At 43.0% G+C, this 16,986-nt stretch carries 9 protein-coding genes and 1 pseudogene; 7 read left to right on the forward strand and 3 right to left on the reverse strand.

Going from position 1 to position 16,986, the window contains the following annotated elements; all coding sequences use genetic code 11:
- Positions 1-405 precede the first annotated feature (405 nt).
- Positions 406-2,985: a tetratricopeptide repeat protein gene (locus DP116_RS17045; protein WP_246275668.1), complete on the reverse strand. Its 2,580-nt coding sequence runs from the start codon at positions 2,983-2,985 to the stop codon at positions 406-408.
- Positions 2,986-3,313: 328 nt separating this feature from the next.
- Between DP116_RS17045 and DP116_RS17050 the strand changes: the two genes are divergently transcribed.
- The 4 genes from DP116_RS17050 to metH all read left to right on the forward strand — a co-directional run bounded on the left by DP116_RS17050 (position 3,314) and on the right by metH (position 11,543).
- Entirely contained in the window at positions 3,314-3,655 is a 342-nt protein-coding gene (locus DP116_RS17050) for a CU044_2847 family protein (RefSeq protein ID WP_169156312.1), read from the forward strand.
- Positions 3,652-6,777 (forward strand): trypsin-like peptidase domain-containing protein, encoded by a 3,126-nt coding sequence (locus DP116_RS17055; RefSeq protein WP_169156313.1) that lies wholly within the window; start codon positions 3,652-3,654, stop codon positions 6,775-6,777. The genes DP116_RS17050 and DP116_RS17055 overlap by 4 nt, the downstream gene beginning before the upstream one ends.
- 213 nt (positions 6,778-6,990) lie before the next feature.
- On the forward strand, positions 6,991-7,533 hold the full coding sequence (locus DP116_RS17060; protein WP_169156314.1) for an REP-associated tyrosine transposase: 543 nt from the start codon (positions 6,991-6,993) through the stop codon (positions 7,531-7,533).
- 458 nt (positions 7,534-7,991) lie between these two features.
- A complete protein-coding gene (metH, locus tag DP116_RS17065) occupies positions 7,992-11,543 on the forward strand; it encodes a methionine synthase (protein ID WP_169156315.1) in 3,552 nt (1,183 codons plus the stop codon).
- A 251-nt stretch (positions 11,544-11,794) separates the two neighbouring features.
- Here metH and DP116_RS17070 read toward each other — a convergent pair.
- Both DP116_RS17070 and DP116_RS30380 read right to left on the reverse strand, forming a co-directional pair.
- Positions 11,795-13,108, reverse strand: a pseudogene (locus DP116_RS17070) (IS4 family transposase); the annotation flags it as partial.
- A gap of 67 nt (positions 13,109-13,175) precedes the next feature.
- Complete coding sequence (locus DP116_RS30380) at positions 13,176-13,376, reverse strand: transposase DNA-binding-containing protein (RefSeq protein WP_169156317.1); 201 nt, start codon at positions 13,374-13,376, stop codon at positions 13,176-13,178.
- Between the two features lie 514 nt (positions 13,377-13,890).
- On the opposite strand from DP116_RS30380, the gene DP116_RS17080 reads away from it, so the two are divergent.
- The 3 genes from DP116_RS17080 to DP116_RS17090 all read left to right on the forward strand — a co-directional run bounded on the left by DP116_RS17080 (position 13,891) and on the right by DP116_RS17090 (position 16,926).
- Positions 13,891-14,244 (forward strand): hypothetical protein, encoded by a 354-nt coding sequence (locus DP116_RS17080; RefSeq protein WP_169156318.1) that lies wholly within the window; start codon positions 13,891-13,893, stop codon positions 14,242-14,244.
- 287 nt (positions 14,245-14,531) lie between these two features.
- The gene (locus DP116_RS17085; protein WP_169156319.1) at positions 14,532-14,846 is read left to right on the forward strand and encodes a hypothetical protein; all 315 of its coding nucleotides are present in this window, start codon (positions 14,532-14,534) and stop codon (positions 14,844-14,846) included.
- Between the two features lie 352 nt (positions 14,847-15,198).
- Complete coding sequence (locus DP116_RS17090; protein WP_169156320.1) at positions 15,199-16,926, forward strand: succinate dehydrogenase/fumarate reductase flavoprotein subunit; 1,728 nt, start codon at positions 15,199-15,201, stop codon at positions 16,924-16,926.
- Positions 16,927-16,986 lie beyond the last annotated feature (60 nt).

The raw sequence follows: 16,986 nt of genomic DNA on the forward strand, positions 1-16,986 counted from the left end.
ACTATAAACTAGTAAATTTTTCAGCAAAAATTTTTAGAAAAATTTTAAATTTTAGAGAAAATACGGAGACATTAAGAATCAATTGGAACGAGATTCAAACCCCTCCCAATTGCACATTGCGTGTTAGCGTAAGCTTCTCGCGAAGCCAGCACCTTAGCGTGCCTTCCAGACATAGATTTGGTGGGCGCGGTATATACCGGTAACTTCTGACGGGGCGAGAAAAAGGGCGCTTGACGCAGATAAAATAAGCTCCATAGCCCTTAGCACGTCGTTGATAATACTTGCGCTTATTGCAACATAATTTTATAAAATGCACAACCACCTGACGCCAGGACTATTAGTCGTATTTACTCTGAGATTAAACCTCGTAAGTCTTGGTGGTTCTTCTAAGAGAGAATAATTGACCTAGTGAGATGATGGGCTGCAACTCATTTTTGCTTGCTGTACTGCCGGATAATCTGGTTTAAGTTTGAGGGCTTCGTCAAAGGCGGTAAAAGCTTCCTGGACTTTAGAGGTTTTACACAGCGTGAATCCTAGATAGTACAAAGTTTCTGCTTTTTGGGCATCTACCAACTTTAACTCTTTTAGCATCCGTTCAAATTGGGCAATTGCCTCATGGTATCGCCTCATGCCCCCAAGTGCTATACCTCGACCCCGGTGAGCAGTAAAGTAGTTGGGATCGTATGCTAATGATTGGTTATAGGCTTGAAGAGCTTCTTTGTGTTTTTGCGTTTGTGATAATGCTTTACCTTTATGGCTATAGGCAACTGATAAATCTCTTTTGATGGTATTTTTTGTGTCAACTTCTGAACCCTTCTCAAGCAACTCGATTGCTTTGTTAATCGTTACAAGAGCTTGTTCTGTTTGCTTGAGTGCTAGCAGTGATTCAGTTTTGTTAATCCAGAAAACAGGATCTTTCGAGTCGATTGCAATGGCTTTGTCAAAGGCGGCGATCGCCTCATTATATCGCTTGAGGTTATGTAGTGCCTCCCCTTGGCAATTCCAGCCATAAACTGCCTTTTGCTCAACGATAGTTGCTGCACTACAGGATTTTAGCATTTTATGGTATTGTTGTAAACCAGCTAATGCGTAGCCTTGGTTAGTCCAAGCTTGGTAGTAGCTTTGATCGATTTTTAAAATCTCATTGTATTTCGCGATCGCCTGTTGATATTTTCTTTGATTAAATAGCTCATTGCCTTGTTTAAAAAGGATTTGCACCTCTAAAGACTTCATCGTACTAGAGCGAACGACACTAAAGCCAACTATCACCAAGCCTAAACTTCCCAGTAAAATCCAAGTGCCTTTAGGAAGCACTTTTGTCGAATTGGAAATAGTTTTTTTTATATTCTTCAAACGAAGTGTTGATGGAGGTAATTGGCTTTGGGTGTTTTGAGTTATTTGTGAAAGTGGGGGAGGCTGTTTCTCCAATTCCTGATTCACCCAACTCAAAGAAAAAACAGATTGGTAAATACGGTTAGAAACTTTTAGCGTGTTTTCTTGTTCTACAACCAATCCCAAATTCAGCAGTTCTGTTTGTGCAGGATTGTTATTCACTACAACTTCTTTGTGCTGCAAGATTTGCTGATACAGCCGCAGTAGTGACAAAGGATTGCACTGCTGATTTTTCAGAATTCCATTGCGAATTCCCTCCAAATGCTCAGACGCCGCTTGAATTTCCCAGTTTTCAACTATGCGGGTTTGTACTAGTTGCTGTACTCTTACGGCTTCTTCATGAACAGGAATAAAATCTTGTGAGTTAGCAAGTAATTGACAAAGTTTTTGAGTGATAAACAGTTGACCACTTGTCCATGACAACACCTCTTCCAGTAAGACATACGGACGGCTGGCTTTTTCATCTAATTTGAATAATTTGATTCTATTGCAGTTGATCTCTAAACGTATTAATTCCTGATTCACCCAACTCAGAGAAAAAATAGATTGGTAAATGCGGTTAGAAACTTTTAGGGTGTTTTCCTGTTCCACAACCAATCCCAAATTCAGCAATTCTGTTTTTCTTATACTGTCCTTAACAGAGATATTTTCCTCCTGTAATATTTGCTGATAGAGTTCCAGCAGTGCAAAAGAGTTGCATTTATTATTTCGCAAAAGACCATAGCGAATCGCCTTGAAATGCTCCGACGCTACTTGAGTTTCCCAATGATCAATAAAACGGGTTTGTACAAGTTGTTGGACTGTGAATGCTTCTTCACCAACGGGAACAAAAGCTTCTGAATCAGCTAGTAATTGACATAACTTTTGGGTGAGAAACGGTTGACCACTTGTCCATGACAAAATCTCTTGCAGCAAAATATCCGGACGACTAGCTTTTTGATTTAAATTGAATAATTTGATTATGCTACGACTAAAAGGTTTTGTATGTACTTTGTGACCAACAACAGATGACTTGTCTTCTTCGAGAAACGTTTCTACTTGTCTGAGACTGTCATCAATACTCGTGAAGTCTTCAATTTGGAATTCTGTTTCCGCAGCGTCCCCGGAGGACATATTTTGAATTTTTAATTCCCCGGAGGGGCTGACTCTCTCGTTGCGGGCCTCAACTGAGTGTTCTGCCTGCTGTAAGATTTTTTGAGAGCACTGTCCAAGAGGAACAATATACTCTAGAAAAAAATTGATTGTAGTTGGCTGAAGCCAACCCTTGTGAACAGCCAATTCCCCAAATTTAAGTCCCATCTGTTTTTGTTCACAGAGAATAGTCTTCACTTGATACTCATCCAACAGTCCCGCTTTTTTGAGATACTCACCCAAGGGTTGTTTAGACTTTTCGTTCAGCAAATCTGACCACTTCTGGGCGAAAAAATCAGCCGTTTCTTGTTTGATCCATCCTTGTAAGGCTAAAATTTCTCCTAGCCGCATATTCTTATTTTGGGTTTGCTGTTGCAAAGCGAACTCTATCTGGGCAATTGAAATTAGGTCAGCGAGCTGTAAAATTTCACCTAGCGGTTTGAGAGAAAAGATTTCACACATAAGCATGTCAAAATAGGGCAGTAAATAATTACTTAACCAGAAGTTACAAAAAAATTCAGCCAACTTTGTCAAAAATTTAGCAATGAAATTTTCATTATTTTCTTGACAAACAGCGCTTTTCGTGCATAAAAGACACTCTCCCATTTGATGACATTTCAGAGAACATTTCATGCTTAAAATCAGCAACGCCTGTCCTCAACTACTCGTTCTGTGTCTCCAATACGAAATGTATTAAGTTATATTGTTTACAATAGTCCTTGAGAGAGTGTATTATTTACAACCAAAAAAATACATCTTTCTTTCACAGAAATTCAGTAACTATTCAAATATGAGCATAATTACTAACCTTCATGACGAAACTAACATTCATGACGAAACGACGATTCTAGTTGAATTTGCGCCTAGCGCTGGCATGAAGCAAGTTAGCCTCACTTCTGAAGATTTAGCCAAAAAGTCTTCGGAAGCATTGGATAAAGCAATGGCTACCATTCGTCAGATGGCACAGAAGACAATGGTGACTATAGATACACTGACGAACAAGCCAACAGAAGTCCAATTAGAATTTGGTATCAAATTGAATACAGAAGCAGGTGCAATTATTGCCAAAACTTCTGGAGAGGCGAGTTTAAAAGTGAAGTTAACTTGGGAGCGCAAAGAGGCAAATGAATGAACAAGCCAGCACGCAAACCGCAAATTATAAATTTGTGTAAATTCACCGTTCAAATCCGTGATGTCAACAATAACACTGTTGGCACGGGTTTTGTCGTTTCTGAAAGTGGGCAAATTGTCACTTGCGCTCATGTGGTGCGGGATGCGTGTGCAACAGGCGAAGTCGCTGAGGGAGTGGAAGTTGATGTTTACTTCTCCAAAGCCCAAAATGAGGAACAAAAAGCTCAGAAAGCAAGAGTTGCAGTTTGTTTCCACGATTATGAAGATGATGTGGTTTTGTTGCAACTTGACACTCCCTCACTACCGGATGGAATTGAGGTGGCAATTCTAGGGACGGCTGAAGAGTCTGCTGGTAATAAGTTCAGAAGTTTTGGCTATCGGCGTTTAGGCAAAAACCAAGGATGCCCGGCTGAGGGGAAGATTATCGATTTTGCCGAGTCACCGGAGAATTCCGTATTGCATGGCGATCCACTTATGTTAAGTTGTCAACATATCGACAGTGGTATGAGTGGAGCAGCAGTTCTGGATACAGAGCGAGATTTGGTAGTAGGCGTCATAGCCCAAACTTGGGACTCTGGGCAGAGTGAAAAAGATCGTGACACAAGTTTTGCTGTCGATTGCAAAGTTCTCACCTTTGATCCTATGCGTCTACCTTTAGCAGGTATGCCAATTACTCGGCTGCTGGCAACTCAGGATAAAATGGATTTACATACTACAGGAGGACAACCAGTGTCTGAGCCTGGAATTGTCCTGAATAACGCCCCAGCGCTTTTACCAGAATGGGTGGGAAGAGAAGAATTTCTCAGGACGCTGAATCAGGACTGGGTTGATTCCGATTGCTTGATTACCGGACTTATCGGCTTTGGTGGCGAGGGCAAAAGTTCTCTCACCCGTCGTTGGTTGGAAAATCTGCTGCAAGACTCATCCCTACCATGTCCTCAAGGAGTTTTCTGGTGGGGCTTTGATGAAAAAACTAGTATAGACGAGTTCTTTGAAGCAGCGCTGACGTTTCTGGTGAAAGATATTGATCCGCGCAAGTTAACACCAGCAGAAAAGGCGAAATTCATTCATGCCATGCTCAAGAGTGGGCGCTATCTGTTCATTTTAGATGGGCTAGAGGTGCTACAACACGAAGATGGGGATGATTACGGTGAGCTAAAAAATGCTGACTTGCGGGAGTTTTTGCGGGGATTTGCGACAGGGGGACATCAGTCTTTTTGCCTGATTAATAGTCGTGTGCCATTGTTAGACCTAATTGACTTTACCACCTACACTCATCGGGATGTAGATCGCCTCAGTGCAGAAGAGGGACGTACTTTGCTGCGGAACGTAGGTGTTAAAGGTAGCAATCAAGATTTAGATCGAATTGTGGCAGACTGGGATGGTTACGCCTTGGTTCTCAGTCTATTGGGGGCTTATCTGGTGGATGTGTATAACGGCGATGTTAAACGCATCCGCGATATCTCGCCGCCAACCGCCGATGAACCGCGTTATGATCGAGTGAAGCGGGTGCTGCGTCGCTATGACAAACATCTGACACAACCTGAGAAAGAGTTTTTAACAGTATTTAGTGCTTTTCGCTTGGGTGTTTCCCAATCAGCCTTTGCACAAGTATTTCAAGGCGTGATTCCTGGTTACTTTCCTCCCAGAAGACAGACTTCCTCCTTTGTGGATCGTTTCATCTGGCAATTCCAAAGATTGCTGAATCGTTTATTTCCCAGTAGACGCAGGGCAGAGACTCAACTAAAAAAACAGTTAAAAGCACCTCTGACTGAATTACCTGGTCGCACTTTTGACGCAATGGTCAGGCGATTAGTGAATTATCGCATCTTGCGTTATTACCTGGAAGCAAATTACTATGCAATGCATCCGCTGATCCGCGCTCACTACTTAAAGCAACTGGATGAGGACAAACGCGCCCAAGCTAGAGAAATTCATCAACGCATTGCAGATTACTACCTCAGAATTGCTGGACCAATACCGGATCATCCAATTTTAGAAAACTTAGCATTTCCTATTGAGGTGGTACATCACCTGTGCTGTGCTGAGAATTATGATCAGGCATACGATGTTTTTTGGGAGCGTGTCTTACAGAGTGCACAGCGCGTGTTGGTTGACCAACTGAATGCTTGGGACACATGCCTAGCTTTAGTGCTGGAATTCTTCCCCAATAATGATACTTCCCAAGAACCGCAGGTAAGCAGCCTTAACTGTAAAGCTTGGATACTAAACGAAGTCGGTCTTTGCTTGAAAAAATTGGGACAATTGAGTGAAGCAGAGCAGTTTTATAAACGTGCCATTGCGATTGAATTGAACAAGGAAAACTGGAAAAATGCTGCCATAAACTACCAGAACCTGGCAGGACTATACATCGAACTCGGCAAACTTACCGCTAGTGAACAGGCTGCCCGTGAAGCGCTCACTCTTGCCCGTCGTGCAGGAGATAAGTCGCAAGAGGCTAATTCGCTGGGTTATCAAGCGCAAATTGCTCATTTGCAGGGTAATTTACAACTAGCAAGTGCAGCCTTCCAGCAAGCAGAAGCCTTAAGGCAGGAAATCGAAGCAGATACATACGACTTGTATACCTTGAACGGGATCTACAATGCTGATCACCTACGACGAGTAAGTAATCTAGAATATGCTCGTCGAATCACACAAGCAAACCTAGAAATTTGTCAGCGCAATCACTGGCTTGCTAGAATCAGCCGATGTTACCGTGTTTTCGGCGATCTAGATGCTGACACTGAACAGCACGAGAGCGCCCGTGAGAATTACAACGAAGCGCTAAGAATTGCACGGGGTATATCAAATCGAGATGTCTTAATTGAAGCATTGCTGGCGCGGGGGCGTTGGGCTGCACGGCGCAGTGAAGTGGAAGCGGCGCGTAGCGATTTAGATGAAGCTTTGAGTTACGCGCTTAGCGGTGGCTATCGTATTTATGAGGCAGATATTCGGGTGGCGCTAGCTTGGGCGCATTTAGCAGAGGGGAATTACTCAGTCGCACAGGTACAAGCAGAAAAGGCACAGCGTATGAGTGCTGAGATGGGTTATCATTGGGGTCAGGTGGATGCGGCTGAGGTTTTGGCAGGATTAAAACAGTTGAGTCAGTCTGTTTTGAATTAGGGTTAAATCAACTCATGCAGCGACTAACCGTTTACTCTCCGGCTTGTTGTTTGAGCAAATTTACCACATTAAAGGAAATAATAGTATAAAAAACTGAAATTAGAATATCCTTCGTAGGTTGGGTTGAGCGATAGCGAAACCCAACACTAACCCTTACAATCCCTACATATAAATTCTTGTTCACTAAAACCACAAAAGCCAAAACAAAAAACAATGCAATACCGCCGAGCAAAAGTCAACGGAGGTAGCTACTTTTTTACCGTCGTTACTCATAACAGACGCAAATTTTTATGTGAACCTGATAACATTTCCCTATTAAGAAATGCTTTTCGATATGTAATGCAGCAACATCCCTTTGAAATTGATGCCATTATTGTATTACCTGACCATATCCACTCTATTTGGACATTACCTGATGGAGAGCATGACTTCTCGACACGCTGGCGTTTGATCAAAAGTTATTTTAGTCGGCAATGTGCAACTGAGTATCAGGGTGAAATATCAAAAGCCAGAGAAAAGAAAAAAGAACAGGCGATTTGGCAACCTCGCTTTTGGGAGCATCAAATACGAGATGACAAAGATTTTGCTCACCATGTTGAGTATATTCATTACAACCCAGTCAAACATGGATTAGTGGCTGCACCAAAGGATTGGCAATATTCTAGTTTTCACCGTTATGTCCGTGACGGTATTTATGATATGGATTGGGGTGCAGATGGGGAAATTTTATTTGATGCGAGTATAGGAAATGAGTAATTTCAGTAGGGTAAGTAAGTTTGGTTGATGTAGCATATGTGTCGCTTGACCATAGATAAGCAAATATTGTCAAAGCATAAGAATATTTGTAGGTTGGGTAGAACGAAGTGAAACCCAACAAAGCGTCGGAAATGTTGGGTTTCGTTCCTCAACCCAACCTACCTTATTCTTAACAGCAATCCTATTGTGCTAAAAAATAAAAAGTCAAAATAATCTTCTAGTTGCATATTTATAACCTTCCTTCATTATTGGGCAAAAAGTCTCAATTCGCTTGCTAGCAACTCACTGCGGCTGTTGATTCTGGATGACTTAGGGAGTTGCGGATATATCTTTTGTCCTCATGCACGCAATCTTTATACACTCCAGACGCATTTCATACTTCATAAGCACTCAAAATTCTGGAAAATAGTATATGTAGTCGAACATTTCCAGACTAACTTAATTTTCTCTTGGAGAATATGACCTCTACTTTCTTAGAACGCCTGCATAGTCCTACACGCCCAGTCATCGTCTTCGATGGTGCAATGGGAACTAACCTGCAAACGCAAAACCTGACTGCTGAAGATTTCGGTGGTCCTCAGTACGAAGGTTGCAACGAGTACCTCGTTTACACGAAGCCAGAAGCGGTTGCAAAAGTTCATCGCGACTTTCTCGCTGCTGGTGCGGATGTGATTGAAACGGATACTTTTGGCGCTGCGTCGATTGTCTTGGCTGAATACGACTTAGCAGATAAGGCGTATGAACTCAACAAAACAGCAGCAGAACTCGCAAAGCGCGTTGCTGCGGAATTTTCTACTCCAGAAAAACCCCGGTTTGTTGCAGGTTCTATAGGACCAACTACCAAACTACCAACTTTGGGACATATCGACTTTGACACCATGAAGTCTTCCTACGTCGAACAAGTAGAAGGACTTTTCGATGGTGGAGTTGATTTATTCATCGTTGAGACTTGCCAAGATGTGCTGCAAATCAAAGCGGCGCTGAATGGAATTGAAGAAGTTTTTGCGAAGAAAGGCGATCGCCGTCCCCTCATGGTCTCTGTCACAATGGAAACAATGGGCACAATGCTGGTTGGGACGGAAATCAACGCTGTGCTAACAATTCTGGAACCTTACCCAATAGACATTCTCGGTCTGAATTGTGCCACAGGTCCAGACTTGATGAAACCACATATCAAGTATCTTGCAGAACATTCACCCTTCGTGGTTTCCTGTATTCCCAACGCTGGTTTACCAGAGAACGTTGGTGGTCAAGCTCATTATCGCTTGACACCAACGGAATTACGCATGTCATTAATGCATTTTGTTGAAGATTTGGGTGTCCAAGTGATAGGGGGTTGCTGTGGGACACGTCCAGGACACATTCAACAATTAGCAGAAATTGCCAAAGAGTTGACGCCAAAAGTTAGACATCCTGAACTTGAACCAGCGGCGGCGTCAATATACAATATCCAACCTTACGACCAAGACAATTCATTCTTAATTATCGGCGAACGTCTCAACGCCAGTGGTTCCAAAAAATGCCGCGAGTTACTAAATGCGGAAGATTGGGATGGACTGGTGTCGATGGCGAGGGCGCAAGTTAAGGAAGGCGCACATATATTAGATGTCAACGTTGACTACGTGGGACGTGACGGTGTACGTGATATGCACGAAGTTGTTTCACGTCTGGTCAATAATGTGACACTTCCATTGATGCTCGACTCCACAGAATGGGAAAAGATGGAGGCGGGATTGAAAGTTGCTGGTGGTAAGTGCTTGTTGAACTCCACCAACTATGAAGATGGAGAACCGCGTTTCTTGAAGGTGTTGGAACTGGCGAAGAAATACGGTGCTGGTGTTGTGATTGGTACAATCGATGAAGATGGGATGGCGCGGACGGCAGACAAAAAGTTTGCGATCGCCCAACGCGCCTACCGTCAAGCTGTTGAATTCGGAATTCCACCTACCGAAATCTTTTTTGATACCCTAGCACTACCCATTTCCACAGGGATTGAAGAAGACCGCGCCAACGGTAAAGCTACAATTGAATCAATCCGTCGGATTCGTCAAGAATTACCTGGATCTCATGTCGTCTTGGGTGTTTCCAATATCTCCTTTGGTCTTAGCCCTGCATCACGTATCGTCCTCAACTCCATGTTTTTACATGAAGCAATGACTGCTGGTATGGATGCTGCAATTGTCAGCGCTAGTAAAATTTTACCACTGTCACGCATTGAGGAACGCCATCAAGAAGTCTGTCATCAGTTGATTTACGATGAGCGGAAATTTGAGGGAAATGTCTGCGTTTATGACCCCTTGACAGAACTGACGAAGTTATTTGAAGGGGTGACGACGAAACGGGACAAAGGCGTTGACGAAAATCTACCCATTGAAGAACGTCTCAAGCGCCACATCATCGACGGCGAACGCATTGGTTTAGAAGAACAACTCACCAAAGCTTTAGAAAAATATCCTCCACTGCATATTATCAACACCTTCCTGCTGGATGGGATGAAAGTGGTTGGTGAGTTGTTTGGTTCTGGACAAATGCAGCTTCCCTTCGTATTGCAATCAGCGGAAACCATGAAAGCAGCGGTGGCTTATCTGGAACCGTTCATGGAAAAATCAGAAGCTGGTAACAATGCTAAGGGTACATTCATAATTGCTACGGTGAAAGGCGATGTTCACGACATTGGTAAGAACTTAGTTGATATCATCTTGTCGAACAACGGCTACAAAGTGATTAATCTGGGAATTAAGCAGCCAGTGGAGAACATCATCAATGCATACGAACAGCACAAAGCTGATTGTATTGCGATGAGTGGTTTGTTGGTGAAATCCACTGCTTTCATGAAAGAGAATTTGGAGGTGTTCAACGAAAAGGGAATCACCGTCCCTGTGATTTTAGGCGGTGCAGCGCTGACACCCAAGTTTGTTGATCAAGATTGCCAAAATACCTACAAAGGTAAGGTGGTTTACGGCAAAGATGCGTTTTCTGATTTGCACTTCATGGATAAGTTAATGCCAGCGAAAGCAGCAAGTCAATGGGATGATTTGCGGGGATTTTTGAATGAAACCGCTGAAACTGCCCAAGTGTCAGGAAATGGTCACAAACAATCTCTGGCGGAGGCGGTTGAAGAAAAATCTCCTGAACCAAAAGAAGTAGATACGTGTCGTTCTGAAGCTGTGGCGGTAGATATTGAACGTCCAACGCCGCCTTTCTGGGGAACGAAGGTACTCCAGGGGGAAGATATTCCTTTGGGGGAGGTTTTTTGGTATTTAGATTTACAAGCTTTGATTGCGGGGCAATGGCAGTTCCGTAAGCCTAAGGAGCAGTCTAAGGAGGAGTATCAGGCGTTTTTGGATGAGAAGGTGTATCCAATTTTGGAGGATTTGAAGCAGCGGATTATACAGGATAAGTTGTTGCATCCGCAGGTGGTTTATGGATATTTTCCTTGTCAGGCGGAGGGGAATAGTTTGTATATTTATGATACGAACCGCAGAGGCGCAGAGGACGCAGAGGTAAGAGAGGTAAGAGCAAGTTTTGAGTTTCCGAGGCAAAGGTCGTTAAGGAGGTTGTGTATTGCAGATTTCTTTGCGCCGAAGGAGTCGGGAGTTATTGATGTGTTCCCGATGCAGGCGGTGACTGTAGGTGAGATTGCGACTGAGTACGCGCAAAAGCTGTTTGCAGATAATAAATACAGTGAGTATCTGTATTTCCACGGTTTTGCGGTGCAGATGGCAGAAGCGCTGGCGGAGTGGACACACGCCCGTATTCGTCGCGAGTTGGGTTTTGTGGCTGATGAACCGGACAATATTCGGGATATTTTGGCACAAAGATATCAGGGTTCGCGGTATAGTTTTGGGTATCCGGCTTGTCCGAATATTCAGGATCAATACAAGCAGCTGGAGTTGTTGGGAGCAGAGCGTATTAATTTGCACATGGATGAAAGTGAACAGCTTTATCCGGAACAGTCTACGACTGCGATTATCACTTATCACCCAGTAGCGAAGTACTTTAGCGCGTAACTTATTCCTATTCCCCTCTCCTTAATAAGGAGAGGGGTGCCCGTAGGGCGGGGTGAGGTAGCTAACCAGAGGAGTATAGTATGATGTTTGTTGAATTTCACCCCCTTCCCCTCTCCTTTATAAGGCTATGCATTAGTCACATTTTTCTTAACATTTGTAGAAGTTAGAAGGAGAAAGGATTACAGAAATCAAAGAGGTGATTTAGGTTGACAAAATGTAGGAAATGTGAGTTAACAAAGGTGGATGTGTGATTAGCTACACCCATTAGCTTTGAAAGTAGAGTGAGTGAGCTTCCAAGTAGCGGCGATATCGTGTAATCGCCGCAAACCGCGCCAAATAGTTTTGACACCTGGTTCGCCGTCACTTTTGCGACCCAAAAATCCTCCGAGACTTGCAATCATTCGTACAGCTTGTTGTAAAGAAGGCGGGTTTTTAGGTGGAATAGGATGCTTGTTGATAGTGGCAGATAAAGACTGCCATTCGTGAGCTTCTAAAACGGTGTCACATGATTCGTCAGGATGAAGTCGTGCTTGATAAGTTATCCAGAGCAAACGCCAAGCGACAATGGAATATGTTGCCAATGCCATCTCGATTCGACGCCCTGTTTCCAATTGTAATTTTTCGATACCACAACCACTTTTTAATGTGTAATGATAACGTTCAATTAACCAGCGATATGTGTACCATTTGACGCAACGTGCCGCCTGCTCAAATCTACAAATTTCAATAGTCGTAAGTAATAACCAACTAATAGCCTCAACACCATCAGGCGGGTTTTCTTCTTGTGCCAAAATCACTTGCAATTTCACAGGTTTTAACTGTGAACGCGCTAGATGATTTGCTGGCACACAAACCTCAAGAGTGGCAAATCTCAATATCAGGTTTGCGATTCTAGGATTTTGTTCGGGATTGCGCTTGATTTCCACACTCAGCAGACCACATGGCTGAGTTTGACGAATCGCTTGATGTAAGTATTGCGCGGTATGATCTACTTTGCGATTGTGGGTTCCACGAATCAGTAAATGAGAATTTTCTGGTCTTTTGAGACTAAATAAATCGAAGATATCCGCTTCGGAATCCCCCATAGTCACCACCATATTTTCTTTTGGTATCAACTGTTGTGTTGTCTTTAAAGAATCTAACCAACGTTGACTTTCTTTCTCTTGGGTTTCTCTTTGCCGACGTTTTTTCGCTATCCCTAAATTTTCTCGTGGTCTTGTCCATACCTGTTGGTCAATTATTCCCAATGGCACTCCATCTATTGTGCTGGCCAATGTTGAATCTACTTTTAATCCCGATAATTTCTGATGGTCAAGGTATCCCACCCCCGTTGTTGATGGATGATTTGTTAAATCTATGTTTGTCGTGTCTTGAATTGCCAGTACTATCTCATGAGATTTGATTCTTTCTATGCTACTCCTGACATGGGCTTTGCGAATATCATCTGGCTCGAAGTATGGTGAACTCCAAAAATCATAGGCAGCGCATGTAGCCGCCATGTTTCCACACGCTTGTGGCACACTACTTGATGGCTGAGATGCTAAGTCTTCAACAATCCGTATTAAAAAAAGAAGTCAGAAGTCAGAATTCAGAATTCAGAATTAATCGGATGGGGATTTAGACCCCAACCGATTATAGACACCGTGTAGACGGATGGGGATTTAGACCCCTCGACTCGGAGTCATTCGTACAGGAGATTCGTCTGTTCTTCGTTCTATTTTTTCTTCCTTCTGACTCCTGACTCCTGACTCCTGAGTTCTTGGTTAACCGCTTATTTCTGCGTGCATCCCCTAGGTCTGCTTGTTGCAATTCTAATTCTGCCCACTTTTGCATCTTCTCCCCTCACCCACAACTCCTTTATTCTCCCAAAACTATACCCATCAATCCTTTCTCTATTGTTTTAAGTCTTTTTTACTTTTCTTAAGAAAGATGTGACTAATGCATAGCCTTATAAAGGAGAGGGGTTGGGGAACCCCCGCACCGTACTGGCTCCCCTACTCAGATCTTGCACCTCGACGTGAGTACACCTTGAACTGAAGTTCAAGGCTCATAGGCAAAGTCCGTTAAAACGGACTGAATATAGATATCCAGTGAGCTTTAGCTTACTTGACCTTTGAGCCAAGAAATTTATTTCTTGGCGGACGAGAATGATGGTGCAAGATATGAGCCTACAGATATTTAGATTTTTTCATAAATTAAATCGGATTTTTATATCATAGAAGTCATTGTGGAATGACACATTTCTAACACTCGTCATCCAACGAGCAAATCTACTTAACCCAATAGTAGGAAGCTTCTTTGTAGAAGTTCATGTCAAGGTTTTAGAAAATGACTCTACAAGAAATTTATGACTCAAAAAATTCAAGAAAGCGTGACAGAATCTAAAGATGTGCGAGTTAGTGCAACCTCAATAATCTGGGGTATAGCTGTAGGAATGTTAGCAATTTGTATCCCGCTTTCATCTGCCACAAAAAGTGGTTCTATTTTACCTTTAGCTACTATCGCTGGTGCAGCAATAAGTACTGTTGCTGTGTGGCGTTCTGATGACAAAAAATCAAAATATAACTCTTTACCTCAACAAAAAGTCGAACTGTTAGAGCAAAGAATTGCTAACTTAGAAACAATTGTGACTCGTGATGATTTTGAGTTGCGGATGAGAATGAAACAGGTAGAATCTCGCGATCGCAAAAGTGACAATTAAATAACTTTCGTCCAACTCACCAACTTTGTGTAAGGTATAGTTCTACTTCTGGCAATTTTCAAGAATTGCCTTAATTTGTTGTTAATATTGTATAACTAAATTTTAATTTTTTCATTATACCATAGATGTTCAAAATCTGATAATATTTCTGGCATTTTGGCATCTTTTTATAAAAAAAAGTCCTTAATTGTGAAGCGATATTACATTTGTTTCAAAAATATTTAAAAATCGTCTGAAAAGCAAACATCGTTCTAACGTAGAACCTAAGAAGATACTAGAGGCAATTTATGACGAGTAACATTCAAAAGTATCGATTTGTCTGTACCCTGACCTTTGGCGACATCTATGGTCAAATCATTGTTTGGTTGATTACCATTACAATAAGTTTGGCGTCAGCTTTGGCGTTGATGGGTGCCAGAAAACCTGTTTATGCTTTAGCCACTGTTGGACTCGTAGTTCTGCTATCTTTGCCTTTCTTGCTTTTTGCTTTCGTGACTACATTGCTAAATCACATTGAAGTGTCTCCTGTAGAACCAGGAACAAGAATGGAACCAATTCCAGGTAATGTGTCGCAGCAACAACCTGTAGAAGCAACTAGCTGATGGATTTTAGATAGAGGACTGATGAGTGATGAGTTGTTAGCAGCTAGTGGTAAAGAAGAAGCTGATGCGTGTCTAAGTTGTTTGATTTTTTTTATGACTGTCATTAGTCAGCGCGTCCTTTGTTATTACAAATGACTAATGACCAAAAGATACGGACTCCCTGAACTGGTCAATGTGTAACTTAACAAGTGCAACAGCGTAAGCTTACAACTAAACAATTCTCATTCCTGACTTTAAAATTCATAACTGACACTACATCCCTGTCTGTTGGCGGGGAATTTTTTTGACACACGCGACGTATCAGCTTTTTACAATATAACAGCGATCGCTTTTTGATAATTGGGGACTTGTTATGCTTGAACACGATGTGATTATTGTCGGAGGTGGGTTGGCTGGGTGTCGCGCTGCAGTGGAAATTGCTCGCATTGACCCCAGTTTAAACGTAGCAGTGGTTGCTAAAACTCACCCGATTCGTTCCCACTCAGTCGCAGCACAAGGTGGTATGGCTGCGTCTCTGAAAAATGTTGATTCAGCAGACAGTTGGGAAGCTCATGCTTTTGACACTGTGAAAGGTTCCGACTATTTAGCAGACCAAGATGCGGTAGAAATTCTCACTCGTGAAGCGCCGGATGTCGTGATTGACCTAGAACACATGGGCGTTTTATTCTCCCGTTTAAACGATGGTCGCATAGCTCAACGTGCTTTTGGCGGACATTCTCACAATCGTACGTGTTACGCTGCTGATAAAACTGGTCACGCCATTTTGCATGAACTCGTGAGCAACCTACGGCGATATGGTGTCCAAATTTATCAAGAATGGTATGTGATGCGCCTGATTTTAGAAGAAGGTCAGGCGAAAGGTGTGGTGATGTACCGTATTGAAGATGGTCACATAGAGGTGTTGCGGGCGAAAGCGGTGATGTTTGCGACTGGGGGATATGGTCGTGTTTACAACACCACGTCTAATGATTATGCTTCCACGGGTGATGGTCTGGCAATGACTGCTCTGGCTGGTTTACCCTTGCAAGATATGGAATTTGTGCAATTTCATCCCACGGGGTTATATCCAGTAGGAGTGCTGATTTCAGAAGCGGTGCGTGGAGAAGGGGCGTATCTTATCAACTCTGAGGGAGAACGCTTTATGGAAAGATACGCTCCTAGTCGCATGGAACTTGCTCCGCGTGATATTACTTCACGGGCGATCGCCTACGAAATTCGTGCTGGTCGTGGTGTTCATCCTGATGGAAGTGCGGGTGGTTCCTTTGTCTATCTTGACTTACGACACATGGGTAAAGAAAAAATTATGAGTCGCGTTCCCTTTTGTTGGGAGGAAGCACACCGTCTGGTGGGTGTTGACGCAGTCACTCAACCTATGCCTGTCCGCCCTACCATTCATTATTGCATGGGCGGTATTCCTGTAAATACCGATGGTCAAGTTCGTAGTAGTGGCGATGGTCTGATTGATGGCTTTTTTGCTGCTGGGGAAACTGCTTGTGTTTCCGTACATGGTGCAAATCGCCTTGGTAGTAATTCTTTGTTGGAATGTGTGGTTTATGGACGCAGAACAGGTGCTTCGCTTGCACATTTTGTGCAAAAACGCAAGCTTCCGACAGTAGATGAGCAACGCTACATCACTGAAGCTCAGCAAGAGATTCAAGCTTTGCTAGATCAGTCTGGAAAATACCGCATTAACAAAGTCCGTCAAGCCTTCCAAGATGACATGACTCAGTACTGCGGCGTTTTCCGCACCGAGGAATTAATGCGTGAAGGTTTAAACAAAGTGCAAGAATTAGAACAACAGTACTCGCAGATATATTTAGACGACAAAGGCAGTTTCTGGAATACAGAAATCATAGAAGCCTTTGAAACGCGGAGTTTGATGGTGGTAGGGCGTATGATTTTGGAATCAGCTTTAAATCGTCAGGAAAGTCGCGGTGCTCACTTCCGCGAAGATTATCCCCAACGGGATGACACCAACTTTTTAAGGCACACAATGGCTTATTATTCACCAGCAGGGATTGATATCCAATATCGCCCAGTGGCAATAAGCATGTTTCAACCACAGGAGCGGAAGTATTAGGAAAGCTCAGATCTTGCACCTCCGGCTGAGTACGCCCAGAACTCAAGTTCTGGGCTAATA

Origin of the sequence: Brasilonema bromeliae SPC951 (assembly GCF_012912135.1) — a bacterium.
Taxonomy (GTDB): Bacteria; Cyanobacteriota; Cyanobacteriia; order Cyanobacteriales; family Nostocaceae; genus Brasilonema; species Brasilonema bromeliae.

Coding starts and splice junctions, on each gene's coding strand:
- DP116_RS17055 (WP_169156313.1), top strand. CDS start 3,652: ATGAACAAGCCAGCACGCAAACCGCAAATTATAAATTTGTGTAAATTC.
- DP116_RS30380 (WP_169156317.1), bottom strand. CDS start 13,376: ATGCAAAAGTGGGCAGAATTAGAATTGCAACAAGCAGACCTAGGGGAT.
- DP116_RS17045 (WP_246275668.1), bottom strand. CDS start 2,985: ATGTGTGAAATCTTTTCTCTCAAACCGCTAGGTGAAATTTTACAGCTC.
- DP116_RS17090 (WP_169156320.1), top strand. CDS start 15,199: ATGCTTGAACACGATGTGATTATTGTCGGAGGTGGGTTGGCTGGGTGT.
- DP116_RS17080 (WP_169156318.1), top strand. CDS start 13,891: ATGACTCAAAAAATTCAAGAAAGCGTGACAGAATCTAAAGATGTGCGA.
- metH (WP_169156315.1), top strand. CDS start 7,992: ATGACCTCTACTTTCTTAGAACGCCTGCATAGTCCTACACGCCCAGTC.
- DP116_RS17050 (WP_169156312.1), top strand. CDS start 3,314: ATGAGCATAATTACTAACCTTCATGACGAAACTAACATTCATGACGAA.
- DP116_RS17060 (WP_169156314.1), top strand. CDS start 6,991: ATGCAATACCGCCGAGCAAAAGTCAACGGAGGTAGCTACTTTTTTACC.
- DP116_RS17085 (WP_169156319.1), top strand. CDS start 14,532: ATGACGAGTAACATTCAAAAGTATCGATTTGTCTGTACCCTGACCTTT.